This is a genomic window from Bordetella tumulicola (assembly GCF_965138755.1).
GTDB classification, from domain to species: domain Bacteria; phylum Pseudomonadota; class Gammaproteobacteria; order Burkholderiales; family Burkholderiaceae_B; genus Bordetella_A; species Bordetella_A tumulicola.
In genome coordinates, this window is record NZ_CBCSFP010000016.1 from 1 (window position 1) to 25,649 (window position 25,649).

21 protein-coding genes and 1 other RNA gene are annotated in these 25,649 nt (G+C 60.3%); 14 read left to right on the forward strand and 8 right to left on the reverse strand.

Annotation, left to right across the window (positions count from 1 at the left end; translation table 11 throughout):
- Positions 1-306, forward strand: a 306-nt coding sequence (locus ACNAZS_RS25025; RefSeq protein ID WP_415793267.1) for a zinc ribbon domain-containing protein, incomplete at its 5' end; no start/stop codon positions are given.
- A gap of 168 nt (positions 307-474) precedes the next feature.
- Here ACNAZS_RS25025 and ACNAZS_RS25030 read toward each other — a convergent pair.
- Positions 475-2,487: a hydantoinase B/oxoprolinase family protein gene (locus ACNAZS_RS25030; RefSeq protein ID WP_415793268.1), complete on the reverse strand. Its 2,013-nt coding sequence runs from the start codon at positions 2,485-2,487 to the stop codon at positions 475-477.
- Positions 2,484-4,535 carry a hydantoinase/oxoprolinase family protein gene (locus ACNAZS_RS25035; RefSeq protein ID WP_415793269.1) on the reverse strand — a complete coding sequence of 684 codons (2,052 nt, stop codon included), beginning with the start codon at positions 4,533-4,535 and terminating at the stop codon, positions 2,484-2,486. The genes ACNAZS_RS25030 and ACNAZS_RS25035 overlap by 4 nt, the downstream gene beginning before the upstream one ends.
- Positions 4,536-4,640: 105 nt before the next feature.
- On the opposite strand from ACNAZS_RS25035, the gene ACNAZS_RS25040 reads away from it, so the two are divergent.
- Together ACNAZS_RS25040 and ACNAZS_RS25045 are read left to right on the forward strand one after the other, a co-directional pair.
- Positions 4,641-5,288 carry a helix-turn-helix domain-containing protein gene (locus tag ACNAZS_RS25040; RefSeq protein WP_415793270.1) on the forward strand — a complete coding sequence of 216 codons (648 nt, stop codon included), beginning with the start codon at positions 4,641-4,643 and terminating at the stop codon, positions 5,286-5,288.
- 158 nt (positions 5,289-5,446) lie between these two features.
- The gene (locus ACNAZS_RS25045) at positions 5,447-6,112 is read left to right on the forward strand and encodes a GntR family transcriptional regulator (protein WP_415793271.1); all 666 of its coding nucleotides are present in this window, start codon (positions 5,447-5,449) and stop codon (positions 6,110-6,112) included.
- Between the two features lie 64 nt (positions 6,113-6,176).
- Here ACNAZS_RS25045 and ACNAZS_RS25050 read toward each other — a convergent pair whose 3' ends face one another.
- The 4 genes from ACNAZS_RS25050 to ACNAZS_RS25065 form a co-directional block, all read right to left on the reverse strand.
- Positions 6,177-7,232 (reverse strand): hydroxyacid dehydrogenase, encoded by a 1,056-nt coding sequence (locus tag ACNAZS_RS25050; RefSeq protein WP_415793272.1) that lies wholly within the window; start codon positions 7,230-7,232, stop codon positions 6,177-6,179.
- 5 nt (positions 7,233-7,237) lie between these two features.
- Positions 7,238-7,918 (reverse strand): RraA family protein, encoded by a 681-nt coding sequence (locus ACNAZS_RS25055; protein ID WP_415793273.1) that lies wholly within the window; start codon positions 7,916-7,918, stop codon positions 7,238-7,240.
- A 29-nt stretch (positions 7,919-7,947) separates the two neighbouring features.
- Positions 7,948-8,916 (reverse strand): Bug family tripartite tricarboxylate transporter substrate binding protein, encoded by a 969-nt coding sequence (locus ACNAZS_RS25060; RefSeq protein ID WP_415793274.1) that lies wholly within the window; start codon positions 8,914-8,916, stop codon positions 7,948-7,950.
- Between the two features lie 100 nt (positions 8,917-9,016).
- Complete coding sequence (locus tag ACNAZS_RS25065; RefSeq protein WP_415793275.1) at positions 9,017-9,901, reverse strand: NAD(P)-dependent oxidoreductase; 885 nt, start codon at positions 9,899-9,901, stop codon at positions 9,017-9,019.
- 302 nt (positions 9,902-10,203) lie between these two features.
- Here ACNAZS_RS25065 and ACNAZS_RS25070 point away from each other — a divergent pair, with 302 nt between their 5' ends.
- Positions 10,204-10,422, forward strand: a complete 219-nt coding sequence (locus ACNAZS_RS25070; RefSeq protein ID WP_415793276.1) for a hypothetical protein — start codon at positions 10,204-10,206, stop codon at positions 10,420-10,422.
- 167 nt (positions 10,423-10,589) lie between these two features.
- Here the strand turns inward: ACNAZS_RS25070 and fabZ are convergent, their stop codons facing one another.
- Positions 10,590-11,042, reverse strand: coding sequence for a 3-hydroxyacyl-ACP dehydratase FabZ (gene fabZ, locus ACNAZS_RS25075; protein ID WP_415793278.1), 453 nt, complete (start codon positions 11,040-11,042; stop codon positions 10,590-10,592).
- A gap of 198 nt (positions 11,043-11,240) precedes the next feature.
- Here fabZ and ACNAZS_RS25080 point away from each other — a divergent pair, with 198 nt between their 5' ends.
- From ACNAZS_RS25080 to ACNAZS_RS25125, 10 genes are all read left to right on the forward strand, one after another.
- Entirely contained in the window at positions 11,241-13,919 is a 2,679-nt protein-coding gene (locus ACNAZS_RS25080) for a PD-(D/E)XK nuclease family protein (RefSeq protein WP_415793280.1), read from the forward strand.
- Complete coding sequence (locus ACNAZS_RS25085; protein WP_415793281.1) at positions 13,916-17,383, forward strand: UvrD-helicase domain-containing protein; 3,468 nt, start codon at positions 13,916-13,918, stop codon at positions 17,381-17,383. Before ACNAZS_RS25080 ends, ACNAZS_RS25085 begins: the two co-directional genes overlap by 4 nt.
- 180 nt (positions 17,384-17,563) lie before the next feature.
- An RNA gene (ffs, locus tag ACNAZS_RS25090) (signal recognition particle sRNA small type) lies at positions 17,564-17,661 on the forward strand.
- A 125-nt stretch (positions 17,662-17,786) separates the two neighbouring features.
- Complete coding sequence (locus ACNAZS_RS25095) at positions 17,787-20,051, forward strand: DNA polymerase III subunit gamma/tau (RefSeq protein WP_415793282.1); 2,265 nt, start codon at positions 17,787-17,789, stop codon at positions 20,049-20,051.
- Positions 20,052-20,129: 78 nt separating this feature from the next.
- The gene (locus tag ACNAZS_RS25100) at positions 20,130-20,456 is read left to right on the forward strand and encodes a YbaB/EbfC family nucleoid-associated protein (RefSeq protein ID WP_415793284.1); all 327 of its coding nucleotides are present in this window, start codon (positions 20,130-20,132) and stop codon (positions 20,454-20,456) included.
- 70 nt (positions 20,457-20,526) lie between these two features.
- A complete protein-coding gene (gene recR / locus ACNAZS_RS25105; protein WP_415793285.1) occupies positions 20,527-21,135 on the forward strand; it encodes a recombination mediator RecR in 609 nt (202 codons plus the stop codon).
- Between the two features lie 135 nt (positions 21,136-21,270).
- The gene (locus tag ACNAZS_RS25110) at positions 21,271-22,299 is read left to right on the forward strand and encodes an ABC transporter substrate-binding protein (protein WP_415793286.1); all 1,029 of its coding nucleotides are present in this window, start codon (positions 21,271-21,273) and stop codon (positions 22,297-22,299) included.
- A gap of 3 nt (positions 22,300-22,302) precedes the next feature.
- Positions 22,303-23,112, forward strand: a complete 810-nt coding sequence (locus ACNAZS_RS25115; protein ID WP_415793287.1) for an ABC transporter ATP-binding protein — start codon at positions 22,303-22,305, stop codon at positions 23,110-23,112.
- 1 nt (position 23,113) lies between these two features.
- On the forward strand, positions 23,114-23,911 hold the full coding sequence (locus ACNAZS_RS25120; RefSeq protein WP_415793288.1) for an ABC transporter permease: 798 nt from the start codon (positions 23,114-23,116) through the stop codon (positions 23,909-23,911).
- Between the two features lie 54 nt (positions 23,912-23,965).
- Positions 23,966-24,493, forward strand: coding sequence for a carboxymuconolactone decarboxylase family protein (locus tag ACNAZS_RS25125; protein ID WP_415793290.1), 528 nt, complete (start codon positions 23,966-23,968; stop codon positions 24,491-24,493).
- Positions 24,494-24,573: 80 nt separating this feature from the next.
- Here the strand turns inward: ACNAZS_RS25125 and tal are convergent, their stop codons facing one another.
- Positions 24,574-25,530: a transaldolase gene (gene tal / locus ACNAZS_RS25130; RefSeq protein ID WP_415793291.1), complete on the reverse strand. Its 957-nt coding sequence runs from the start codon at positions 25,528-25,530 to the stop codon at positions 24,574-24,576.
- Positions 25,531-25,649 lie beyond the last annotated feature (119 nt).

Genomic DNA, 25,649 nt, shown 5'->3' on the forward strand with positions numbered 1-25,649 from the left:
TTCGTGAGACAGCTTGAATACAAAGCGCGTTGGGTCGGACGAGACGTCGTGCGGGTGGATCGCTGGTACCCCTCCAGCAAGCGCTGCCACGCTTGCGGATATGTGTCACCAAAGCTGCCGTTGAGCGTGCGGCAGTGGTCCTGTCCTGCATGCAGCACAGACCACGAGCGCGATATCAACGCAGCCCATAACGTATTATCCGCCGGGCTGGCGGTGTTAGCCCATGGAGAAACGGTAAGACCTAAGTGCATGAGTGTTGATGCGCAATGGCTCGGTTCTGTGAAGTGGGAATCCCTTTCCCTTTAGGGAAGGGAGCAGTCAAGATTTTCCCCTGTATGTATAAATGTATAAAGAATCATGTCAGGCCCTTTTTTGATAGCGACTGTGGCGCTCGGCCAGAGTCAGCATTGGACGGCGCAAAGCGTCAGCGCGTCCTCCAATGATCGTAGGCGTCTCGCGTTTGGTACCAATTGCCTATTGCAAACAAGAACCGCGTATTTCTGAAAGCGATGGCAGATCAGCGTAACGTTGGCTCAATTGCTCATAGAGCCGGTTAATGTCCGCTGCGCCATCATCCTCAGGGGGCGTCGTGCCGGCCAGTGCGGCAAACATCTGATGTTTGATGAAATGCCGCCAGCTAATAGGAAGTGCCGCCATAATCCGAGTCATGGCGTCATAGCGCCCCTTGGTCCAGATACTTTCAAAGTGGGCCCGACCCGGACCGTAATCAAAATGGTCCGGGTTGCCGGACTCGCCTCGGCGTAGATCGCCAGTGGCGGCTTCGTCAATTGTCAGATCATCGCGCACCACGACGCCGTATGCTTCGCGGGCCCGCTGTCTCGAGACAAATCCGCAGCGCACGTCCTCCAGAACGTCCTCGATCGGGCGTTCGTACGGATGACCGTAGCCGCCGCCGGCCGGGCCTTGAAGGCGAATGATGTCGCCGGGTGCGCAATTGACCAGATCGGTATTGCGTAGTTCTTCAGATTGCTCGGTGTCGGGATTTTTGATGAAGCGCGAGTTGGCGCCTGCCTTGCCGCCCACGACGCCCCACGCCGCCAGTTCTGATCGATTACGATTGCGTGCGGTCACCACGCCGTTCGGGGCGAGCAGCTTGAATTCCATGGTTGCCGCATTGCCACCGCGGAATCGACCTGCGCCTCCGGTATCGGGAACCAGGCCGTAGCGGATGATTTCAATGGGTACTTCCGCTTCGTTGATTTCAACCGGCGTGTTCTTCAGGAAAGCATTATTCGCACCGCAACCTTCCACGCCGTCGAACGCCGGACCACCGCCAGCGCCACCGCCGCAAGGGCCGATGGATGAGAGCACCTGGCGGCCTTCACGCGTAGCTGTCTTGACATTGAGCAGCGTGGAACCGCCGGCCGGGCAGGCGGGTAGGCGATCAGGTAGGGCCTGGCTGAACACGCCGAAGGTGCATGCCTGAATCACCGCGGCCATCAGGCTGCGCATGCCTACCGCTGCCGGAGCCTGCGGATTCACCACGGAGCCCTCGGGCAAGACGGCATGCATTGGGCGTACTGAACCCGCATTCAGAACATTACGCGGTGCCAGCGTGTGCATCACATAGACGAGGCCTACGGTGATCACGGAGTGGTGTCCGTCGCCACCGGTGGGAACGTTCAGCGAGGATGCCACCTGGGGATCACTGCCCGTGAAGTCGAGCTCTAGTTCATCCCCGCGGATTCGTAGTGTGATGTGGATGCGGCAGGGGTATCCGCCGACTGAGTCTTCGTCGGCATACTCTGAGAACTCGTACTCTCCGTCCGGAATATCACGTATCAGGGCGCGTGTTTGCTGCTCGGCGTAATCCAGAATCGCCTCTGCGCCTTGCATGAATTCCTCTACACCGAAGCGGTCGATGATTTCGTGCACTTTGCGTTCGCCGACGTTCAGGGCGGCGATCTGGGCATTGAGGTCGCCATGGTTCTGGTCCGGCATGCGCACGTTGACCTGCATGATGCGCAGTAGTTTTTCGTCGATGACACCGTCGCGCATCAAGAGCATCGGAGGGATCCGCAGTCCTTCCTGATGAACTTCGGTCAGCGTACGAGACAAGGAGGCGGGTACGGCGCCGCCCATGTCGGTATTGTGAATGTGCGAGCCCACGAAGCATACCAGCGTGCCGTCTCGGAAAACGGGTTTCCACACGTGCATGTCGGGGGTATGTGTGGCCACGTGCCCGCTGTAGGGATCGTTGGTCAGGTAGATATCGCCTTCGCGATAGTCATCGAACATGGCGATAACCCGGCCGTAGTCCAGTCCCGTGTACCAGGTGGCGCCGAAGGTTTTGGGCGACGCGAAGGTCTTGCCCGATGGGGTCAATAACTGGGCGGAAAAATCCTCGGTTTCTTTGACAAAGGTGGAATAGGCCGTGCGCATCAGCGTGTAGCCCATGGCCTCCGCGGCGGCCGTGCAATGATTGGCAAGCACTTGTAGACGGAAATTGTCGATGGTCTTGGTCACGACGCGGCTCCTTCGGAAGTGATGCGCAGATTGGTGAATTCGTCGACGTCGCAAACGTAGCCACTGGGAATGACCGTGGTGCAGTCGTCTTGCGTGACGATGGCCGGCCCCGACAGGCGCTGGCCTGCGACCAGTGCCACGCGGCTGAACAGCTCTACGTCGCGGAACCCGCCATCTAGCCACACGCGCAGGGAGCGCTCGGCGTCAGGCGTACCGGGACATAGCTCGTGGCGCGGAAAGCGGGGTTTGTCGCTATTTCCCGAGATCACCACACGAAGGCTCACCAGTTGCACGGGGGCTTGCGGATCCGCATGTCCATATAGGCGTTGATGCGTGTCGTGAAACGCCTCTGCAATGGCCTTGACGTTACCGGACGCTATGTGCGCCGGATCTAGCGCGGTGTCGATTTCATACGACTGTCCGCGATAACGCATTTCGGCGGAATACACCAATTCGGCTTGGTCGATGTGGCCCTGTTCTTGTATTAACCATTGCTCTGCACGTTCGCGCAGCACGGCGAATTCCTCACGTACTGTCTGCAGGTTGGTCGGATTCAGGTCTGTGTAGACAGTCTTCAGAAAGTCGCTCTTTAAATCGGCGATCAGGCCGCCAAGTGCACTGAGTGTCCCGGGCGAGGGCGGGACGATGATTTCCTTGACTTTGATCTCTCGTGCAAGAAAGCAGCCCAACATGGGACCTGCGCCGCCAAAGGCCAGTACTGCATATTCACGCGGATCGATCCCGTAGCGGGAAATGAGTCCGCTGACTTCCGTATACATGCCGGACACAGCGATCTGGATGATGGCTTCGGCGGTTTCTTCAATGCTGCGTCCTAGTTTATCGGCAAGCTCGCCGACCACCTGTCGCGATGCGTCGATATCGACCTCGACGGCCCGGTAGCCCAGGTCGGAATGCCCGACCAGGCCGCAGCATACGAATGCGTCAGTAATGGTGGCGCGTGTGCCACCGCGCCGATAGCACGCTGGTCCGGGTCTGGATCCCGCACTTTCAGGGCCGACCTTCAGGACACCCAGCGGGTCGACCCAGGCGATGGAGCCTCCGCCTTCGCCCACTGACGACACCGAGACCGACGGGATATGAATCTGGAAATCGCCGATTAACTCACCCACGCCATATTGTGGCTTGCCGTCGACGATTACTGCGATATCGGCGCTGGTGCCGCCAATGTCCAGGCTAAGACAACGTGATACGCCTGCCGTCGCGGCAACGTGACTGGCACCGATGACGCCGGCCGCCGTGCCAGACAAAATCATCTGTACGCAATCGCGTTTGCCTTGCTCGGCGGTCATGACACCACCATTCGATTTGGTCAGGCGAGGTTCAGGCCGGACGCCCGCATTCTTCAAGGCGCTTTGCAGCGAGCCCAGGTAATGCGCGACACGAGGTTGCACGTAGCCACCGATGACTGCCGTGACAGTGCGTTCGTATTCGCGGATGATGGGCCACGTTTCACTGGAGCAGGTCACCGGCAACTCCGGGGCTATCGACTCCACGATTTCTTTCACTCGCAGTTCGTGGGCGGGATTGCGATAGGCATGCAGCAAGGAAATGACGACGCCTTCGGCGCCGGCGTCGCGTGCTTGTTGGACGGCGCGCTTGACGCTGTCCTCGTCGAGTGGAGAGCGCACGGTTCCATCGGGCCCCATACGCTCGGCGATGCCGAAAACCATGCTGCGTTTGATCAAGGGTTCGGGGCGGCGCGACAACAAATGGTACATGTCGGGCGTTTTGAGACGCGCAAGCTCGAGCACGTCGCAGAAGTTCTCGGTGGCAAAGAGGGCTAGCTTCAAACCCTTGCGCTGGATGACGGTGTTGATCCCTACCGTGGTGCCGTGCGTGAAGTAGTTGATTTGGCCAGGCTGGATGCCGTAGCGTTCGCCCAGCATGCGCAGGCCGGCGATGACTTCTTCGCCCGGTTGGTCTGGGCGGGAGAATACCTTCAGACTTTTGATTTCGCCGCTATCTTCATCAAACACAGCGAAATCGGTAAATGACCCACCGATATCGACACCAACTCTGTACCCCATGAGTGCTCCCAAATCTGTGCCGACGAATTCGAGACAGGCTTGCAGACTTGCCCGAAGCCAGCTAATATGTTCACTAGATGAACAAATATTTCATGTAGTGGTCAAATGAATGATAATAGGTCGGTCCAAAGGTGTCTAGCGATTCTGCGCAGTTTTCGCAGTGGCCCTGGGCAATCCCTAACGGCCTTGTCCAAGGCCGTCGATTTGCCGCACTCGACGGTGTTGCGCCTGCTCAAGACGCTGCAGGGCGAAGGCTATGTGCGTCAAGAAGGCACGCTTTGGTCGTTGACACCGCAATTACTTGAGATTGGATTCGCCGCGTTGGCCAATACGGGTGTGAACGACCTGATACAGGCGTCGCTGCAGGCGCTGGCCGATCGCTGTTCAGGTGCGGTGAATATCGGCGAGAAGGGCAAAGATGAGGTCATCATCATCGCGCGCGCCACGTCGGAAACCGAGCGCCGCAAGATTCTGGTCGTGAATCTGCGAGTGGGCAATTCCATGGACTCAAACAGCGCCTTGTATTCGGCTCTCGATCTGCCAGAGGATCAGTGGTCGATTGCGCTGTATCCTCGGCGTAATGTCACCACGATTGGCATCTCGCTGTTTTCGGGACCGGTGCGCAGTCTGGCGCTCGGGCTTTCCGTCAATGACGACGATTATTCCCGGGAGCAGATAGAAAGCGAACTCGTCCATGACTTGCGTGCGAAGCGCGACGAGATTCGGCGATTGATGAACCTTGGCGAAGTGTAGGCAGTGGCATCGCACGTGGTTCCTCATGCTGGCAATGACTTGCGATAGCTGCGAAGATTTCGCACTCACAACGAATAACTATCGCCGCATCGGAATGCTATCTCGCCAGCCCATATCAGGCGATAATTCAGGTTCGATGAGCAAAGAGGTGGGGCTGCATGTCTAGCGCACGGGATCTGGTTTATGCGGAACTGCGTCGCCGATTGATGTCTGGGGCATTTTTGCCTGGCGAGCGCTTGCGCGAAGAACATATCGCCGCCGAGCTCGCCGTGAGCCGCACACCGGTCCGTAGCGCGATCGAGCGACTGATCGACGATGGCTTGGTCTCGCGCGAAGAGCGGCGTGGCGCCGTGGTGCTGGGTTGGCTGGATCGCGACATCAACGAGGCCTTTGAGTTGCGCCTCTTGCTTGAGCCCTATGCCGCGCGTGTGGCCGCCAACCGCGCTAGCGAAGCACAAATCGAAGCACTCGCGGAGATCAACGCCAGTATGTTGCGTGCGGTGCTCTCGGATGACGAGGACCATGTCGCGCAGGTGCAGCACTACAACAACCGCTTTCATCACGCGTTGCTGGCGGCGGCTCAGTCAGCGCGTGTACGTTCGCTGGTGGATAGTTTGCTGGATATGCCGATTATTATTGGCTCGTTCTATTTTTATAGCCGTGACGACATGCTGAGCAGCGTCGAACAGCATAAGCAGATCATTGCCGCGCTGCGTGCCCGCGATCCCGATTACGCAGAAAGCGCGATGCGGTTGCACTTGACCGCGACGCACCGCTTGTTCCGCAATCAGCGCTCCCCTGCGGAGAAGGAGCGATCTGCCTGAAAGACGGCCGTTGCAAGGTGCAAGGCCTGAACGATAGATAGTGCGACGAAAGCGCAAAAGACCGTCAGACCAATTCGATACGCTTTGTTTGAGCCAGGCGCTCTTGAAAGCGTGGCCAAACCGCCGGGTTCAGCAGTTGTGCAGGACGTTCCCCCGACAGCATGGTGACGATCTGGGACGCTGAGCCTTGAGCGACTTTGCGGCGGCCCTCGTGAGTCACGCCCGCCGTATGAAAGGTGGCGACCACATCGTCGCGTTGCAATAGAGGGTGTGCAGACGGCGGAGGTTCGACTTGCCAAACGTCCAGTCCTGCGCCGCCCAGATGGCCGCTTTCCAGGGCTTGTTGCAAGGCGGTCTCGTCGTGAATACCTCCGCGGGCGGTCGTTAGAAACAAGGCGCCGGGCTTCATTGCGGCATAGGCCTGCGCGTTCATCATGCCACGCGTGCTGGTGTCTAACGGGCAATGCAAGCTCACGACATCGGCTTGTCGTAGCAGGTCCGCAAACGAGACCGGTTCCGCGCCTCGTGCGCGAATCTCGTCGTTGCTCAGCAAAGGGTCATACGCGATCGGGCGCATCCCAAAGCCTGCGGCGATGCGTGCCGCCCTGAGTCCAATGGCGCCGATTCCGACCAGACCGAATACACGCCCCTCGATCTCGTTGCCCATCAGGGCCTCGCGGCTCACGGCGGTGCCGGATCTCAGCATCGCGTCGGATGCGTTGAGTCGCTTGACCAGAGCCAGCAGCAACGCAAAGGTCATCTCGGCAACTGACGCGGCATTGGCGCCCGCCTGGTTGACGACCGCAACGCCTGCGCGTGTGCATGCGTCGACGTCCACGGTATCGTAGCCCGCGCCGCCCGCCGAGACACACAATAGGTCCGGGCAGCGGGCCAGCAGCGCATTGTTGACCCACCAGCATGACGGTAGCTCGTCTTTGGCGGGCGACACGTGATAGGCATGCGCTTGAGATAGTGCCGCCCAGGTGTCTGGGCGGCCGGCCTCTCGTGACAGCACGCAGAGCGCCAGGCCGGCGTTTGCCGTAATGACCTGGTCGAAGACGGGATTGACCCATAGATCCAGGCGCGCCACGCGCAATGCGTTGTGATTCGAGGCCGGCATGTTGCTTATCCCTGAGTGGGCACCGTGCAGCCCAAGGCCTTCAGGCGTGCATCAATCCACGACGTATCGAGTTTGCCCGCGGCGATATTTGCCAGGGTGACTTCCTCGGCTGCGTGCTTGGCGGATGCTTGCTCGTAGATGGCTTCGGCTTGATCGAACGGAATGCACAGCAAGCCGTCTTCGTCGCCGAGGATCAGGTCGCCCGGTTCGATGGTCATGCCGTCCAGTGCGATCGTGCCGTTGATGACGCCCGGGCCGTCCTTGTACGGGCCACGATGCGTGACGCCCGCGGCGTAGACGGGAAATGCGCTGCGGCGAATGGTACCGGAATCACGAATGGCACCGTTGATGATAATGCCGGCGATACCGCGCGACTCAGCATACGAGGTCATGATTTCGCCGATGATCGCATTGGTCAGATCACCGCCGGCATCTACCACGATGACGTCGCCGGGTTGGGCCAGGTTCAGCGCCTTGTGCACCATCAGGTTGTCACCGGGACGCGTGCTGACGGTCAGCGCCGGCCCGGCCAACAGGGTACCGTCGTGCATGGGGCGCAGGCGGGCGCCACCGGCCGTCATGCGCGACATGCAATCACTGATATTGGCTACAGGCAACTTGCGGAATTTCTCGACCATCTCGGCACTGATGGCACGTTTGCGAGAAAGAATTTCAAAACCAATCATAAAAGCGCTCCGGGTGTAGGGGGAGAAGGTTATTGTTGAGGAATCCCGACTTGTTGTACGACCTTGCCGAACACATCGTGATCCGCGCGATGGCGTTTGGCGAGATCGTCGGGCGTGCCCTTCATGACGTTATAGCCGGCCTTTTGGAGTTTTTGTGCAACTTCGGGGTTCTCGAGTGCCTGGTTCAGTGCACCATTGAGCGTCGCGATGACGTCGTCAGGGGTTTTACCCGGCGCCATCAGGCCCCACCAGATGGTTTGGTTAATGGTCTTGAAGCCGCTTTCGACAAATGTCGGCACGTCGGGCAATGCGGGCGAGCGTTCATCGGCCACGACGGCCAGCGCGCGAACCTTGCCGCTGCTGATCTGCGGCAACAGCGACGCTACCGAACCGGTGTACAGGGCGATGCGACCGCTCATCAGATCAGGGAACGCTTGCGACCAGCCGCGATAGGGCACGTGCATCAGCTCAATGTCTGCCGCTTCGCGCCACAAATAACCAATCAAATCGCCACTGCCCCCGATGCCGGGAATGCCGAGGGAGACTTCGCCGGGTTTGGCTTTAGCGGCTTTGACGACATCGTCCAGAGTTTTATAGGGAGAGTCCGGCACCACCACAAATACGCTGGGAGACGAGGCGACCAAGCCAACTGGCTTGAAGTCCTTGAAAGTGTCATAGGTCAGCTTTTTGTAAAGCCATGGGTTGAGCACGATGTTGTCGGTCTGGGCCATGACCAGCGTATGGCCATCGGGTTTTGCGCGCGCGGTCGCGTCCAGTGCCAGGTTTCCGCCGGCGCCCGGCTTGTTCTCGACGACGATGTTCCAGCCCTGCTCTGTGCCAATGGCGGTCGCCATCATGCGTGTCAGGGTATCCGTACCGCCGCCTGGCGGGAACGGGGAAATGAACGTGATCGGCGCGCTAGCCATATTGGTGGCCGCGATAGCCACTGAGCAGGACATCAGCAGCGTGGCTGCCATCATTTTTTTTACGAGTTGCATCGTCTTCCTCATCATTTTTATATGGTCACCTTGGCCGGATTCGGCACGATGGTGTCATACACATTGCCGCGTATGCTACTTCAATGCGCGGGGATAAAAATCAAGTGTTCTGGGCCAGTGGCGTCAGCCAGGCCAAACGTGCTTCAACGGTATTGGGCAGATCCAGGGGCGCGCCATTCTGTGCCTCGCGGGCCGCGGCGATGCCTTGGGCCGTGCGTGCAAACAGGCGCTCGACGCCATCGAGCACCAGGGGTTCCAGACCCGCTTGCGTCAATTGGTCTCGCGCTTCGCGGACTTCGGCCAAACGGCGCGGTGCATGCAGCACGTGCGAGCGGACAAAGGAATCGATGAACGTCGTCAACGGTGTCTGATCAATGTCGCTCAGTACGTCGTACAGCGCATTGCGCAACCCCAGTTTTTCCGCAGCGACCAGGCATTCCACGGAAAGACTTTCCATGCCCTTGGTCATGATGCTGCGCAAGAGCTTTAGTTGTACGGCATCGCCCGCCTGACCTTCGATGGCTTGGGCGGGGATGTCACAGGTTTGTGCAAATTCGACAACGGCCATCGCGCCGGACCCGGCCGTGAGCAGTGATGTGCGTGCGCCCAGCAGGGCAATGGCACCCATGATGGCGACGTCCGCAAAGGGGACGCCGTGGCTGGCCGCGATAGCGGCGGCGGCACGCATGTCGGCCGCGCTGGCGGTCGTGAAGTCAGCATACAGCGCGTCGGGGCGCAGATGCGGCAATGCCTGGGCGGCGACCTGTTCTGCCGCATAGCCAAAGACGGCCGATACCACCAGATCGGCTTGGGCCAACCAAGCGCCGGGCGTCGCATGCAGCGTGGCGCCATAGCTTTGTACCTGAGCCTGTATCTCGGCATCTTGGCGTAGTTCACATACGGCGAAGACAGTATGTCCGGCGGTTCGCCACGCTTGCGCATAGCAGCTTCCGACCTCACCACAACCGATTAACGCGATTTTCATTCTGGCTCCGCACTTAGGGATAAAAATACAAAAAAAATACAAAAAAGAGTAGAACTCATTTTTTGTTCCCTTTTAATAAGGGTAATCCCTTGGTAATTTGAAGCGTAATTAGTACAAAGCGACGAATCAATAAATGTCCTCAGGTGCGATGGGACATTGAGATATTGAGCCTGCAGCAAAGACAGCATGCGTCATATCGGCGCTCGTTTTCTCTTGGTCTATACAGCGCGAGATGGACGTAGGGGTATCATTTGTCGGCTGATTACGACCAAGCGATAACACTCTCTGTAGGACCCGAGGAAATGTCTATTCACACGTTGAGCCGTTGCGGCGTCGTGCTATGTCTGGTTGCGCTGACGGCGGGATGCTCCACACTGAGTTCCAGAACGACCAGCCGCCTGTTTAACTCGTGCACGTGGGATCGTGAGGAATGCCTTTACGAAGGTTCGTATGAGCCTGACGAAGAAGAGTACGCCGAAGAAGAGGCGGCGCGCCTTAACAAGGCACAAACTGGTTGGTAGCCAGGTTCGGCGCGTGTCGGCGTGGTCGCTTCTATCAGGCAGCGAATCCTCTTGAGAGCAGCGCAATCGAGTGATGAGACCGAATCCGCACTTGCGGCCTGAGTCGTCTCACTTTCAAGATGACGGTGGGGATGGCAGGGCTGAGTGCCCTCGCGCGCTAGCGACGGTTATATCGGGGATTCTGGCGAATTCCGTACAGCGCACAGAATGGTGGCTTCGGCGACGAGTTCGTCCTGGACAAATGCCTGGCCTCGATACTTGCAAATCGCGCGACTGAGTCGCACGGCCTGGACCTCGATGCGCAGTTGATCGCCTGGGACGACGGGTTTGATGAAGGTCGCGTCATCAATACCTAGAAAATAATAAACCGCCTTGCCTTGTTCGGGCCGGCTTTGCGTGCCTTCGTCTGCAAAGGAAAACAATGCGGCGGCCTGCGCCATGGCCTCTACGATCAGGGGGGCTGGCATGTAGTGGCCGGCGGACATGAACGGGTCGTTGGCGGAAACGTTTTTGATGGCGATGATCTTGTTCTGAGGAATGACCTCAGTCACGCGATCGATCAAGAGCATGGGGTAGCGATGGGGTAGGCGCTCCATGATTGATTTAATGTCCAGGCTCATATAGTTACCTCTGTGATTGCACCGGAGCCCGTGCTTGGGTTTACTTCACTGGCTGTCGTCCGTCGTCCAGTGTGACACAGTGTAGGCTGTTGCACCTGACGGGAAGTCAACTCCAGCGAAAATGGCACACAAGTCACCAAATGATGCGGGTATCCTAGCGGCTTTTAACACCCAAAATTCTCGGTTAACCCGCTTGGCATGAACTACGACGCAGAATCCCGCAGTCTGATTACGCTGGAGCAGGCTGGACAGTTACCGGCGGCGCAGACGTTGCTCCTGACCGTCAACAACCGGTTGGCCCGTCGATTGACGCTGGATCTGGCGGGCCAGTTGCGCCGCGAGCGGCAGGTCAGCGAGTTACCACGAGTGTTGCCGTTGGCCGCTTGGCTGGTCGAGGCCGCGGCAGATTTGGCGTTTGTGGCGGATGTCGATTTACCCGCGCATCGTTTGGATACATTTGCCGCGCAAATGGTCTGGGTGGATGCGATCAGCGCCGAAGAGGGCGATCGGGTGTTGCTGGATACCGCCCAGGCGGCCGCCCTGGCGATGGACGCCGACACGTTGATGGATGAGTGGGCATTGCAGGTGCCGAGCGGCGCGGATACGGACGAGTATCGAGGTTTTGCGCGTTGGCGGCAGTCTTATCGCGAACGGTTGCGGTCGATTGATGCCGAAGACGCGAATCAGGGCTATGCGCGCGTGCTGGCGGCGTTGCAGCAAAGCGACGTGGCCGCGCCGCGGTATCTGGTGCTGGCGGGATTTACCGATGTTTCGCCGCGTTTCGCCGCGCTACTGAATGCGTTTCAGGAGGGCGGATCGGAATTGGCGTGGCTGCGCGATGTCGAGGCGGATGTGGCTTTACCGACCCGCTATTGCGCCGACGATGGCGGCGGTGAATGGCGAGCGGCGGCGGCCTGGGCGGCACAGCGGCTGGACGCGTACCCGTCAGGGCGCTATGCCATTGTGTCGGCGCAATTGCAGGCGGAGTCGCCATTTGCGCGCCGGGTGGTGGGCCAGGCGCTGGCGCCGGGTGAACATGCTTTTAACGTTGCCGTGGGGCGGCCGCTGACGGAATGGCCGGCGGTACGCGCGGCACTGGCCTGGCTGCATGCTTTGGCCACAATGGCCGAGGTCGAGGCCGTGGATACCGCGGTACTGGGCGCAGCGTTGTTGGCCGGCCATTGCGCGGGCGACCGCGGTGATGGCGCGATGTTCGCCGCGATTGACGCGCGATGGCGTCGTAAAGAGCTTAGCCGCATTGACGCGGGACGTTGGCGACGGGAATTGGTCAATGAAGGGGGGCGAGAGCTCGCCCTCTCGGCCGCATGGACCGCTGCATTGGCGGGCTGGCGGCACGTCGGTGAGCGCGCCACCTGTGACGAGTGGATGCCCGCGATACGCGCAGCATTGGTGACTCTGGGTTTCCCGGGCGAGCGACCACTGGATAGTGTGGGCTATCAGGTGATGGGCGCGTTGGGCGAGTTGCTGGGTCGCTACGCGGCGCTAGCACCGGCTGCCGGGCGGTTGAGTGGCCGCAGCGCGGTGCGGTTGTTGGAGCGTGCCGCCGCATCGTCGTCATTTCAGCCGCAGCGCGACCCGTCGGCACGTCTGGATGTGCTGGGCTTGCTGGAGGCCGAGGGGGGGCACTGGGATGGTGTGTGGATTTTGGGGTTGACCGATGATGTCTTGCCCGCGACGCCCCAACCCAACCCGCTATTGCCGTTGGTGGTGCTGCGTCAGGCAGGGGCGCCTCGCGCGACGCCTGAGCGCGAGCGGCAGTGGGCGGAATCCATGTATACGGCGCTGTGTCGCTGTGCACCCGAGGTGGTGGTGAGTCATGCACATCTGGAGGGTGAGCGCGAACTCAGGCCGTCGCCGTTGATCGCGCAGGTGCCATTGATGGATTGGCAAATGCCTGCTGCAGGGGTGCCAGAGATTTTGCCGCAACAAATATTGGTGGACGATAGCGGTCCCGCATTGCCGTTGGCCGGTGCGGCGGGTGCGACGGGCGGCCTGGATGTGCTGGATACGCAGGCGCGCAATCCGCTTTGGGCGTTTGTCCGTCACCGGTTGGGGGGCAGAGCGCTTGCTGATTATGCGCAGATGGCCAGCCAGAATGTACGCGGACAATTTTTGCATCGTGCGTTGGAGTTGGTGTGGCGTATGTTCTCTTGCCAGGAAGCCTTGCACACGGCGATAGAACAAGGAAAATTGTCGGCCCTGATTGATCAGGCCGTTGACGAAGCCGCAAGCACCGAGCTGAAAACGTATCCCACGGCATTGCGCGATCTGGAATGCGAACGCGCACGAAAAGTGCTGGCGGATTGGTTTGATCTGGAGGCGCAACGTTTGCCGTTTGAGGTGGCTCAGGTCGAAGAGTCGCATCACTGGTCGCGCGGGCCATTGGCTCTGACGGTGCGTTTGGATCGCCTGGATCGGCTGCCCGATGGCAGGGCGGTGATTGTTGATTACAAGACGGGCATGGCGCCGGGCAATCCCGAGTCGGATTGGGCGCGCGTGCGTCCTGTGAATTTACAGTTGCCGTTTTATGCCGCGGTGTTGTCTGGCGATACGCCGGACGCGGATGTAGCTGCATTGGTGTTGGCTCAGGTGCATGCACGCCAAGTCACTGCGACCGGATTGACCGATACGGACTTGGGTATCACGGGGGTAACGGCGGCGGACAAGAGCAAGGCGTTTGACGGGCAGGCGTGGCGCGACATTTTGCTGCGTTGGCGAGGCGCCGTCGAGAGTCTGGCCGATGAGTATGCGTCGGGTTATGCCGCCAATGTGGTCTATCGCCAGGATGATCTGAAGTATTGTGATGCCATGCCATTTCTGCGGTTGCATCTAGAAGACGAGGACGACGCAGCATGAGTGGATCGAGCCGCCAACCTTCTGATTATGTGGCGCGTGCACAAGCGCTGGATCCTGCCGCGTCGTTTTTGGTACAGGCCCCCGCGGGGTCGGGCAAGACGGAGTTGCTGACGGATCGTATTTTGGCGTTGCTGGCGACGGTCAATCGACCGGAAGAAATCGTCGCAATTACGTTTACCCGCAAAGCGGCCTCGGAAATGCACGCACGGGTGCTCAGCAAATTGCGCGACGGCAATGGGCCGATGCCCGAGACCGAGCACGGCCAGCGCAGTTGGCATTTGGCACGTGAAGCGTTGGCACGCGATGCAGCATTGGGCTGGAAGGTGCTGCAGCATCCCGCCCGCTTGGCGATCCGGACGATCGACTCGTTTTGCGCTGGCCTGGTGCGCGGCATGCCGTGGTTGTCGGAGTTGGGCGGTATGCCCGACATTGCCGACGATGCACAGGTCCATTACCAAGCGGCCGCACGTGCGACATTGGCAATGGCGGATGAGTTTGAGGATGTGCGTGTTTTGCTCAAACACCTGGATGTCGATACGCAGGCGGCGGTCGAGGCGATCTCTGCCATGCTGGGTCAGCGCGATCAATGGTTGCCTCTGCTGGCCAGCGCAAGCGATCGCGAGTCCTTGCAGGATGCGTTGGCCGAGGCCATTGGCGAAGATCTGGATGCCTTGACGAACGCCATGCCGATGGGGTGGGACGAAGCGCTGTGTTGGCCGGCCCGTATGGCGGTGGCGGTATTGGATGAGGCGGGCACGGACCATCCGTTGGCCGCGTTGCGTGACTGGGATGAGCCCCTGGAGCCTGATGCTGCCCATCTGGATCAGTGGAAAGCCGTGCGCCACCTGTTGTTGACCTCGACAGGGGGATTGCGTAGCCCGCGCGGTGTGAATAAAAATCTTGGCTTTCCGGCTAAGTGCGAGCACAAAGAGGGGTTTGCACAGTGGCTGGGCGATGCGGATCCCAATGCGGCCTGGGTGTGGATGCTGGACGCGATCGATAAAGTGCCTCCGGCCGAATTCAGCGAGGCGCAGTGGCGGGTGCTAAGCGCACAGTTGACCACGCTGAAGTTGGCGGTGGCCCAATTGCATTTGCGTTTTGCCGAAACGCGCGAAGTGGATTTCATCGAGATCGCGCAACGTGCCTCGTTCGCGTTGGGATCGGCCGATGATCCGGGTGAGTTGCTACTGAAACTTGACGCCTCGATCCGGCATTTGTTGATCGATGAGTTTCAGGACACCAGCCTGACGCAAATCCATTTGTTGAATACGCTGACTTCGGGCTGGCAGTCGGGTGATGGGCGGACGCTGTTTTTAGTGGGCGATCCCATGCAGTCGATTTATCGCTTTCGCAAGGCCGAGGTGGGGTTGTTCTTGCAAGCAGCCGAGCATGGCGTAGGCGAAATCACGCCGGGTTTCCTGCAACTGACGGACAACTTCCGCTCACAAGCGGGCGTGGTCGAATGGGTGAATGCGACGTTCCGTGGGTTGTTGCCCGCGCGCAATGATGCCGCTGCCGGGGCCATTGCTTATACCGATTCGGCGGCGTTTAATCCGTCGTTGCCGGGTGATCCGGTGCGTTTTTATGGGGCTTTTAGTGCGGATGGGGCCGCTGCGGCCAATGCGGCTGCCGAGGTGCTGACGGTCGATCTGGTTCGTCAGGCGTTGCACGATCGTGATCCTGCCAGCCGGCATCCCGTGGCGATTTTGGTGCGTGCACGGGGGCATTTAGGGCAATTGGTGCGTCGTTTAACGCAAGCGGGTATCGCGTGTCGTGCTGTGGACTTGGTGCCGCTGGGGCAGCGTCAGGTCGTGTCGGATCTGGTGCAGCTATTACGTGCCTTGGCGCATCCGGCTGATCGTCTGGCGTGGCTGTCTGTGTTGCGCGCGCCGTGGTGCGGACTGACACTGACGACATTGCATGCCTTGTTTGGTCACGACTTGACCACGCCTATTCCCACGTTGCTGGATGCGGCGTTGCGGGTGTCCGAAGGTGAGGTGCAGGAGGTAGCCGGGCAACCTGCGGGCCAAAGCTTGTCCCTCTGGGATGAGCCAGTGTCCGCGGCGCCGTGCCTGGCACAGCAAATTTTGCCCGCCGATGAGTACGCCCGCTTGAGTCAGGTTGCGCCGATTTTGCGCGATGCCCGCAATGCCAGTGGCGCGATGCCGTTGGCAGCCTGGCTGGAGTCACTCTGGCATCGCCTGGGCGGCGAGGCGTTGTACGCGAGCGCTAGCGCGGCCGAGGACGCGGAAAGTCTGTTTGTCTTGATTGAACGCCTGGCGCCCCACGGCGGACTCGATCCTGCACAACTGGATACGGCGCTGGGACGACTCTATGCGGCTCCGGACGGCGGCGCCGATGGCGAGGGTGTGGTGGAGATTATGACCATGCACAAGTCCAAGGGTTTGCAGTTTGATACGGTCATTTTGTATGGTCTGCACAAGTCGTCTCGGGCCGATCGCGCGCCATTGGTGAGCTTTGAGCAAAGCGGCGAGCGCGTGTTGTTTGGCCCGGTCAAGCCGCGCGCGGACAAGGAGGCCGATCCGATTTCGCGCTATTTGAGTTTGCGCGAAGGACGTCGCGCGGACTATGAGACCGATCGCTTGTTGTATGTGGCCGCCACGCGTGCGCGCCATCGTCTGTGCCTCGTGGGCAATGTGGCGATAGATCCCGCTACTGGGCAGGCCAAGCCGCCGGCGGCCAATAGTCTGCTGGGTCGGTTGTGGGAATGGCTACCCGCCGATCAGAGGATGCCGCCCGCAGACTGGCAAGAGACTGCGTTGGCGGACGAGGGTCTGGCGGGTCAGCAGGGCGGCGAGCCGTTACATCGTTTGGCCAATGAGGCCATCGAGATTTTGCGCACCCGGCAGCCCCGCATGAGCGGGCCGGGCTTTGCTGTCGGCGGCCAGAGTGCAGCGGTGGGGCAGGGGGCGGAGCATCCCGCCTGGCAATTGGAAACAGGCTACGACGCTGCTATCGGAACGCTCGCACACGCGTGGTTGGCCCGTATTGGCCAGGACGGCCTAGCGGCGTGGCCCACCGATACGTTACGCCGTTATCTCCCGGTCATGCAAAAGCAGTTGACCCGCGCCGGCCTGCCTGCCGGCCAGGCGCCCGATGCCGCTCAATCCGTGCTGGACACGCTGCTGGCCACGCTGGATCATGATCGCGGCCGCTGGCTGCTCTCCCAATCCTCCGCTCGCCGCGAGTGGCCTCTCATCGATGCCACCGGCCGCGTTTCCGTCATTGATCTAGCGCTCAGCACCGAAGACGGCTGGCTGATCGTCGACTACAAAACTACCCGTCCACACTCCGGCGAGTCCACGGAACATTTCGCCACCCGCATGCGCCAGCGCCATGCGGATCAACTGCTGCGCTACTGCACTCAGGTCACGGCCTTGGATACCCGCCCGGCGCGGGCCGCTTTGTACTTTCCGCGGGCGCAGCTTTGGATGGATTTGTAGTTTTTGCTGCTTAGTTGAGGTTGTTTTGCTGTCAGGAATCGGTGTTCTTCTGATGTCGCCGTCAGGGGCAGTGGTCGCGTGGGCCTAATCGGCTCGGCTTGGGCGCATGCAGGCCCCCTGGGGCTCGCCAAATGAGAGTCAAGCAAGCGGCCTCCCGGCCGCTCTGCTAGAATCTCATTTGACGGGCCCCTTCGCATGGTTCGGCGGTGAACCTGGTCAGGTCGGGAACGAAGCAGCCACAGTCGTTTAGGATCAGTGCCGGAGTAAGGCTCGTCATCCGGTTTCCCCAATGGGGCGCCGTAATCGGACGAATTGTCAGTATTTTGGCGGTTCGCGCCCTGGTTGCGGCGCCCCTTTGTATTTCCGGCGCGCCGGCCCGTCTAACTGGCTCTACAATCCGCCCATGACTTATCTGGTACTGGCCCGAAAGTGGCGTCCGCGTTCGTTTGATACCCTGGTAGGCCAGGATCACGTTGTGCGTGCGCTGACGCATGCGCTTGATTCTCAGCGCCTTCACCACGCCTGGCTGTTTACGGGCACGCGCGGTGTGGGCAAGACGACGCTGTCGCGCATTTTGGCCAAATCGTTGAATTGTGAGACGGGCATTACGTCTCGGCCCTGCGGTGAGTGCCGCGCGTGTACCGAGATTGATGCGGGTCGCTTTGTTGATTACCTTGAACTCGATGCTGCCTCAAACCGGGGTGTCGAGGATATGACACAGTTGCTGGAGCAGGCCGTGTATGCGCCCGGCTCGGGTCGCTACAAGGTCTACATGATCGACGAAGTCCACATGCTGACGGGGCATGCGTTTAATGCGATGCTGAAAACGCTGGAGGAGCCGCCGCCGCATGTGAAGTTTATTTTGGCAACAACGGATCCCCAGAAGATTCCGGTGACGGTGTTGTCGCGTTGTCTGCAGTTCAATCTCAAGCAAATGCCGCCGGATGCCATTGTTGGTCATTTGCAGACGGTGTTGGCCGACGAGTCCGTTGCGAATGAGTTGCCCGCGTTGCGTTTGATTGCGCAGGCAGCGGGCGGGTCGATGCGCGATGCGTTGTCCCTGGCGGATCAGGCGATCGCTTATAGCGCCGGTAATCTCACCGAAGACGCGGTACGCGGCATGTTGGGCACGATTGACCAACGGCATCTGGTGCGTTTGCTCGAGTCGCTGGCGGCGGGTGAGGCGGCTGGCGTGTTGGCAGTGGCGGACGAGTTATCGACCCGTGGTTTGTCGTACGCGGGGGCGTTGGCGGATTTGGCGGTGTTGTTGTCGCGCGTGGCGATTGAGCAGCGCGTGCCGGGTGCGACGTTGGCCGAGGATCCGCTTGCGGCGGATACTGCGCGCTTGGCGACGGTGCTGCATCCGGATGCGGTGCAGTTGTTTTACTCGGTGGCGGTACATAGCCGCAGTGAATTGTCTCTGGCGCCCGATGAGTATGCGGGTTTTGTCATGGCTTGTTTGCGCATGCTGGCGCTGAACGGCCAGGCGGGGCCGCAGACGGCCTTGCAAACGCCGGTGGCGGTGCCGCCGGCTCAAGCGGAGGTGGCGACTCAGGCAGGAGGCGTGACTCCGTCCGTGGCGTCTGGTGCCGCTGCGAGCGCAACAATGGATGCGGCTCCGATTTCGGGTGGGCCGGCTGGCGCTGCGGTGCAGAGCGAGCCGGCGTTGGCTGCCGCGGCGTCGACGCCTGTAACGGCAACGGGCTCCAGCGTATCTGCTCCCAAAGCGTCGGCGTCCGGGGCGGCCGAAGGGCATCCTGCGGCGAATACGACTGCCGTTGAGGCAAGCGTGGCCGAAGGGAGCCATGCTGCAGATCGTTCGCCGGCTGCCGGCGTCGGGCCTGCCCAGTCGGGTTCCGTAGCGTCGCAGTCCCCCGGCGCCGCGCAGGTCGAACCCGCCTCGACGGCGCATGATCAGTCTGCTTCCGCAGCGCATGATATTCCGCCTTGGGAGGATATTCCCCCCGGGGCGGCGTCGGATTCCGCCTCGCGATCCGAGGGGAAAACGCCGCCTGCGGCCGCGCTGGCTGTCACGCCCGCGTCCACTCATACGTCAACGAAGTCAGCGTCTGCCGTCCACGCGGACGAACCGCCGGCGTGGGTGGATGAGGATATCCCGGACGAGGTTGAGGGCGGTTACTTTCCCACGGCGCAGTTCACCACCGATCCGGATGATGAGTTTGAGACGCTGGCGACATCTGAGCCCGCGATTGCACCGGTGCCTGCTCCGCGTAATCAGCCTGCGCCTTCGCGCCGTGCACGTCGGTCTGGCGCGAGCCTCAAGAATATGTCGGCGGCGCAGTGGCCGGCCTTGGCCGCGCAGTTGCCGGTCACGGGGCTGGCTGCCGAGTTGGCGCGTCAAAGTGAATGGAGTGGCGTGCAGGGCGATGCGGTCGTGTTGCGCGTTGCGGTCAAAACCCTGGCCGAGAGCGAAAGCCGTGTGCGCCTGCAAACGGTATTGTGCGAGCATTTTGGACAGGGGCTGCGACTGGAAATCGAGGTCGGCGCCACGGGCGATGGCACAGCCCACGCGGTGGCGCAGATTGAAAAGGCCGCTCGACAACAGGCCGCAGAAGAGGCAGCGGCAGTTGATCCCTTTGTGCTGGCGTTGAAAAACGATTTTGGCGGGCAGGTCCGCCTAGTGCGTGCGGTTGATCCCTCCGCATGAGCGACGAAATGTGTCTGCGATCGCTTTTTGAACCCATTTTTTGTTGAATTTTTACCCTCATTCAAGGACGTTCCCATCATGATGAAAGGACAATTGGCCGGTTTGATGCGGCAAGCGCAGCAGATGCAGGAAAACATGAAAAAGGCCCAGGATGCGCTGGCCGATATCGTCGTCGAAGGCGCTTCGGGCGGGGGCTTGGTCAAGGTCTCCATGACCTGCCGCCATGACGTCAAGCGTGTTTCCATCGATCCCAGCCTGCTGACGGACGACAAAGACATGATCGAAGATCTGGTCGCGGCAGCCTTTAACGATGCCCTGCGCAAGGCAGAGTCCACGGCACAAGAGAAAATGGCTGGTGTGACCGCCGGTATGCCGTTGCCGCCGGGTATGACGCTGCCCTTTTGAGTGCGCGCGGTGGGCCGCCGTGTCGGTCCGCTGCTTTTAGTCGTTTCTTTCTGTTGTTTTCGTTATCGAGATGGATTCTCAACTGCCTGAACCCGAGCCTCTGATCTCGTTGATCGAGGCCTTGCGCCGCTTACCCGGGGTGGGCGTGCGCTCGGCTCGGCGCATGGCGTATCACCTGATGCAGCATGATCTGCAGGGGGCCGATATGCTGGGCCGGGCGCTGGCGGGGGCGGTGCAAAATTTGCGTCATTGCTCGCGCTGCAACAGCTTTACCGAAAACGAGATCTGCGCGACGTGTGCCAATCCCAAGCGTGATCCGTCGTTGCTGTGCATTGTCGAAACGCCAGCCGATCAAAATATGATCGAGGCCAGCCACGGCTACCGTGGCTTGTATTACGTGCTGATGGGCCGTGTGGCGCCGCTCGAGGGGATCGGCCCGCGCGAGCTCGATTTCGAGCGGCTGCTGGCACGCGTTTCCGATGGCGTGGTACAGGAAGTCATCCTGGCGACGAATTTCACGGCCGAAGGGGAAACGACGGCGCATTTTCTGGGAGAGGCCCTGGCCGACAAGGGGCTGAACGTGACGCGCCTGGCGCGTGGTGTGCCGGCCGGTAGCGAGCTGGAGTACGTGGATGCGGGGACGATTGCCTGGGCATTGATGGAGCGCAAATCAGCCTAGCGTGTCGTGAAATCACTGGAGTATGATCCCTCGCGTTGCCTGGCCGTTTGGTTCAGGCTCGCCCAAGGACTAGACGACGGCCAATCAGGCCGCACAACAGACACACAGGCCGCTTGGCGGCAAAGGAGACGCTCCATGTCAATCACTCGTCGTGAATTGCTGAAACTGGCCGGTGCAACCGGTGTGATGAGCCTGGCGCCAGCCATTGTGCGGGCACAAAAGCTTGAAAAAGCCGATGTGCAGATCGCAGTAGGTGGCAAGGCGCTGATCTATTACCTGCCGCTGACCATCGCCGAGCAAAAAGGTTTCTTCAAGGACGAAGGGTTGGATCTTCGCATTGCGGACTTCGCGGGTGGCTCCAAGGCCCTGCAGGCCGTGGTGGGGGGCAGCGCCGATGTGGTGTCCGGCGCATTCGAACATACGCTGCACATGCAGTCCAAGGGGCAGTTCTATCGCGCCTTTGTGCAGCAGGGCCGTGCGCCCATGATCGGCGTCGGCGTCTCGAAAAAGACGATGCCCAACTACAAGACCCCGGCAGACTTGAAAGGCAAGAAAATCGGTGTGACGGCGCCTGGCTCGTCGACCAATATGGTGGTCAGCTTTTTCTTGTCCAAGCATGGCCTGAAAGACAGCGATGTTTCTTTCATCGGCGTGGGCGCGGGCGCGGGCGCCGTGTCGGCGTTGCGCAGCGGCCAGATCGACGCCCTGTCCAATACGGACCCCGTGGTATCGATGCTGACGGAGTCTGGCGATATGGACATTATCGTCGATACCCGCACGTTGAAAGACACGCTGGAAATTTTTGGCGGCAATATGCCTGCGGGCTGCCTGTACGCGCCGCAGGAGTTCATTGATGCCAATCCCAACACGGTGCAGGCACTGACCAATGCGATCGTGCGTGCCGACAAATGGATTCACGAGGTCAGCATCGAAGAAATCGCCAAGACGGTGCCAACGCAATACTTGCTGGGCGAACCCGAGGTTTACAAGGCCGCTCTGACAAAGAGCATGGATGGCCTGTCTCCCGATGGCATGATTCCCGAAGACGGTGCGGCCACGGCCATCAAGGCATTGGCTGCTTACGTCAAGGGTTTCGATGCGGCAAAGATCGATCCGGCGAAAAGCTGGACCAATGAATATACGCGCCGCGCCAACGAGAAGTAATCAATGTCTGACGCAGCACTTTTACTTGACCATATCACCTGCACTTTCGTGTCCCGCGATGGCGGGGGCAAACGCTACACCGCCGTTCAGGACACGACACTTGCTATCGCGCCGGGAGAGTTTGTCTCGGTAGTCGGGCCTACGGGCTGTGGCAAGTCCACATTGCTCAATGTGGGGGCCGGCCTGCTGGGGCCGTCGTCGGGGCAGGTGAAGGTTTTTGGTCAACCCTTGCAGGGTATCAACACCCGCGCGGGGTATATGTTTCAGGGCGAGGCGTTGCTGCCGTGGCGCAGCGCCCTGGAAAACGTCATCGCCGGGCTGGAGTTTGCCGGCGTGGCGCGCGCCGAGGCGCTCGAGCAGGGTCGTGACTGGATGCGTCGGGTCGGCCTGGGCGGTTTCGAAGATCGCTATCCCCATCAGATGTCTGGCGGCATGCGCAAGCGCGCCATGCTGGCGCAGACGCTTATCCGCGATCCCGACATCATCCTGATGGACGAGCCGTTCTCGGCACTCGATATCCAGACGCGTCAGCTGATGGAAAACGAGGTGCTTGAGTTGTGGATGGCCAAGCGCAAGGCTGTGTTGTTCATTACGCATGATCTGGACGAGGCCATTGCCATGAGCGACCGGGTGGTGGTGCTGTCGGCCGGACCGGGCACGCACCCCATCGGCGAGTTTGCCATCGATCTGCCGCGTCCTCGCGACGTGGCCGAAGTGCGCACCCATCCGCGTTTTGTTGAATTGCATGCAGCCATTTGGGGCGTGTTGCGCGACGAAGTCCTCAAGGGCTATGCCCAGCAAAAGCGAGCCTGATATGTTGAAATTATTTAAGCCGGGTTCGTCATTCGGCTTGCGGTTTTGGCAACTGTTGTTGCTGGTGATCATCCTGGTGGTCTGGTACGTCGCATCGAAGGATCCTAAAGTGGCGTTCTTCTTTGGCCAACCTCTCGAGGTATGGGGCCGGATTTGGGATTGGTTCATCGCGAACCGGGATATCTATCGGCACTTGTGGGTGACGTTGTCCGAGACCGTCCTGGCGTTTTTCATTGGTACGATATCAGGCCTGGGTTTTGGGTTGTGGCTGGGCCTGTCCAATACCGCCAGTGCGATTCTCGACCCGTATATCAAGGCCGCAAACTCGATGCCGCGCGTGATTCTGGCGCCTATTTTCGGCATGTGGTTTGGCTTGGGCATCTGGTCCAAGGTGGCGCTGGCCGTGACGCTGGTGTTCTTTATTGTCTTCTTTAACGTCTATCAAGGCGTGCGCGAAGTCAGCCCGACGTTGCTGGATAACGCCCGCATGCTCGGGGCAGGACGCCGTCAATTGCTACGTCACGTGTATTTGCCCTCGGCGACCAGTTGGGTGTTTTCGAGTTTGCATACCTCGGTGGGCCTGGCGTTCGTGGGCGCAGTCGTGGGCGAATATCTGGGTTCGGCCAGCGGCGTTGGCTATCTGATCCTGCAGGCCGAAGGCACGTTTGACGTCAATACCGTGTTCGCCGGGATTGTGGTGCTGACCGCCTTTGCCTTGTTGCTCGACTACATCGTGGGATTGGGCGAAAAACGTTTGATGAAGTGGCAGCCCAAGACGGGCGAAACCGAGAAGCTCTAACTATCGATCTGCTCCGGCTGTAGCAGGCCGAAGCGTTTTTTAGGAAATTCCATCATGGCACGTCTTTCTTACGCTGATCTCTCGCACCCCGAAGCCAAACCGTTGGTCGATCGCATCGTTGCCGAACGTGGCGGTGTACTGCATTTGTACCAAATGCTGTTGCACAGCCCGGCCGTGGCGAGCGGATGGCTGAATTACCTGACGTCTATACGCCAGCTCAGCACCTTGCCGGGCGACCTGCGCGAATTGGTCATCATGCGCGTTGCCGTGATCAACGGCGCACCGTACGAGGCCGATCAACACGCGCCGATCGCCCTGAAAGAGGGCATCAGCCAGGCTCAGCTCGATGCGCTGGATGAGTGGGAGTCCTCAGATCTGTTTTCGCAGGCCGAGCGTGCCGTGTTGGCCTACACCGACACAATGACGCGTCACGTCCAGGTCCCACAACCCGTTTTCGAAGCGGCCCGTCAGGCCATGGGCACGGACAAATTGATGGTCGAGTTGACGGCGACAGTGGCCGCCTACAACATGGTGTCTCGTTTCCTCGAGGCGCTGCAGGTGCATTCGCACGACGATCGCTGAGCCATCGGGGGCAATACAGCCTGATTAAAAAAGCTCAACGGAGTGATCTGTTGAGCTTTTTTTTCGTCTTGGCGGGCGACCTAGCCTGCGGCAGCGGCGAGCAAGGTGTCAAGCTTGACCGCATCCGCCGAGAACAGGCGGATACCCTCGGCGAGTTTTTCCGTCGCCATCGCATTGGCATTGAGCTCGGTGCGGAACCAGATCTCGTCTGCCGTGCGATGTGCGGGCACATCATCGCCGATGGTGGCCGGGCTGAGTTGTGCCGGGACATCGCCAGAGGCCTGGTCCAGTTCCGCCAGGAGCTCGGGGCTGATAGTGAGCAGATCGCAACCCGCAAGGGCCCGGATCTGGCCGGCATTACGGAAGCTGGCGCCCATGATCTCGGTTGTGATGCCGTGATGCTTGTAGTAGCGGTAGATCTCGGTGACTGATTGCACGCCGGGGTCATTGACGCCAGTGCGATCGGCTTCGACCCAGTCGGCGCCGGCGGCCTTTTTGTGCCAGTCGTAGATACGGCCAACGAATGGCGAAATCAACTGCACATCCGCGTCGGCGCACGCCATGGCCTGCGGCAGGGAGAACAGCAAGGTCAGGTTGCAACGAATGCCATCGGCCTGCAGGACACGGGCGGCCTGGATGCCTTCCCAGGTAGAGGCGATTTTGATCAGCACGCGGTCGCGCGCGATGCCGGCGGCCTCGTAGAGCGCGATCAGGCCTTTGCCGCGTTCCACGGTGGCGCGAGTGTCAAACGACAGGCGGGCGTCGACTTCGGTCGAGACCCGGCCCGGCACGATATTCAGGATTTCGCGGCCAAAGGCGACCAGCAGGCGATCGGTCTGCTCGGCGGGCGACGCGCCGCGATGGTCGTGCACGACCTGCTGCAGCAGCGGCCGATAGGCGTCTTTTTGGACGGCCTTCAGGATGAGCGACGGATTGGTCGTTGCGTCGGTCGGGCGTAACGCCCGCATGGCTTCGAAATCACCGGTATCGGCAACAACGGTGGTATGGTGACGCAGAGCTTCAAGCTGGCTGGACATAGGGACGGATCAACGTAGGCTAAGGTTCACGATAAAGGCCTAGGTTATCACTATGCGCGACAGGGTTTTGACACAAAAGAAAGCCCCCACGCCGCGCCTTCGGCTTGCTGCCCCCCGAG

Bases quoted from the DNA above. Each gene is read 5' to 3' on its own strand.
- ACNAZS_RS25045 (WP_415793271.1), top strand. From the start codon at position 5,447: ATGTCTAGCGCACGGGATCTGGTTTATGCGGAACTGCGTCGCCGATTG.
- ACNAZS_RS25035 (WP_415793269.1), bottom strand. From the start codon at position 4,535: ATGGGGTACAGAGTTGGTGTCGATATCGGTGGGTCATTTACCGATTTC.
- ACNAZS_RS25055 (WP_415793273.1), bottom strand. From the start codon at position 7,918: ATGATTGGTTTTGAAATTCTTTCTCGCAAACGTGCCATCAGTGCCGAG.
- ACNAZS_RS25065 (WP_415793275.1), bottom strand. From the start codon at position 9,901: ATGAAAATCGCGTTAATCGGTTGTGGTGAGGTCGGAAGCTGCTATGCG.
- fabZ (WP_415793278.1), bottom strand. From the start codon at position 11,042: ATGAGCCTGGACATTAAATCAATCATGGAGCGCCTACCCCATCGCTAC.
- ACNAZS_RS25125 (WP_415793290.1), top strand. From the start codon at position 23,966: ATGGCACGTCTTTCTTACGCTGATCTCTCGCACCCCGAAGCCAAACCG.
- tal (WP_415793291.1), bottom strand. From the start codon at position 25,530: ATGTCCAGCCAGCTTGAAGCTCTGCGTCACCATACCACCGTTGTTGCC.
- ACNAZS_RS25120 (WP_415793288.1), top strand. From the start codon at position 23,114: ATGTTGAAATTATTTAAGCCGGGTTCGTCATTCGGCTTGCGGTTTTGG.
- ACNAZS_RS25085 (WP_415793281.1), top strand. From the start codon at position 13,916: ATGAGTGGATCGAGCCGCCAACCTTCTGATTATGTGGCGCGTGCACAA.
- ACNAZS_RS25050 (WP_415793272.1), bottom strand. From the start codon at position 7,232: ATGCCGGCCTCGAATCACAACGCATTGCGCGTGGCGCGCCTGGATCTA.
- ACNAZS_RS25080 (WP_415793280.1), top strand. From the start codon at position 11,241: ATGAACTACGACGCAGAATCCCGCAGTCTGATTACGCTGGAGCAGGCT.
- ACNAZS_RS25095 (WP_415793282.1), top strand. From the start codon at position 17,787: ATGACTTATCTGGTACTGGCCCGAAAGTGGCGTCCGCGTTCGTTTGAT.
- recR (WP_415793285.1), top strand. From the start codon at position 20,527: ATGGATTCTCAACTGCCTGAACCCGAGCCTCTGATCTCGTTGATCGAG.
- ACNAZS_RS25040 (WP_415793270.1), top strand. From the start codon at position 4,641: ATGAATGATAATAGGTCGGTCCAAAGGTGTCTAGCGATTCTGCGCAGT.
- ACNAZS_RS25115 (WP_415793287.1), top strand. From the start codon at position 22,303: ATGTCTGACGCAGCACTTTTACTTGACCATATCACCTGCACTTTCGTG.
- ACNAZS_RS25060 (WP_415793274.1), bottom strand. From the start codon at position 8,916: ATGCAACTCGTAAAAAAAATGATGGCAGCCACGCTGCTGATGTCCTGC.
- ACNAZS_RS25100 (WP_415793284.1), top strand. From the start codon at position 20,130: ATGATGAAAGGACAATTGGCCGGTTTGATGCGGCAAGCGCAGCAGATG.
- ACNAZS_RS25070 (WP_415793276.1), top strand. From the start codon at position 10,204: ATGTCTATTCACACGTTGAGCCGTTGCGGCGTCGTGCTATGTCTGGTT.
- ACNAZS_RS25110 (WP_415793286.1), top strand. From the start codon at position 21,271: ATGTCAATCACTCGTCGTGAATTGCTGAAACTGGCCGGTGCAACCGGT.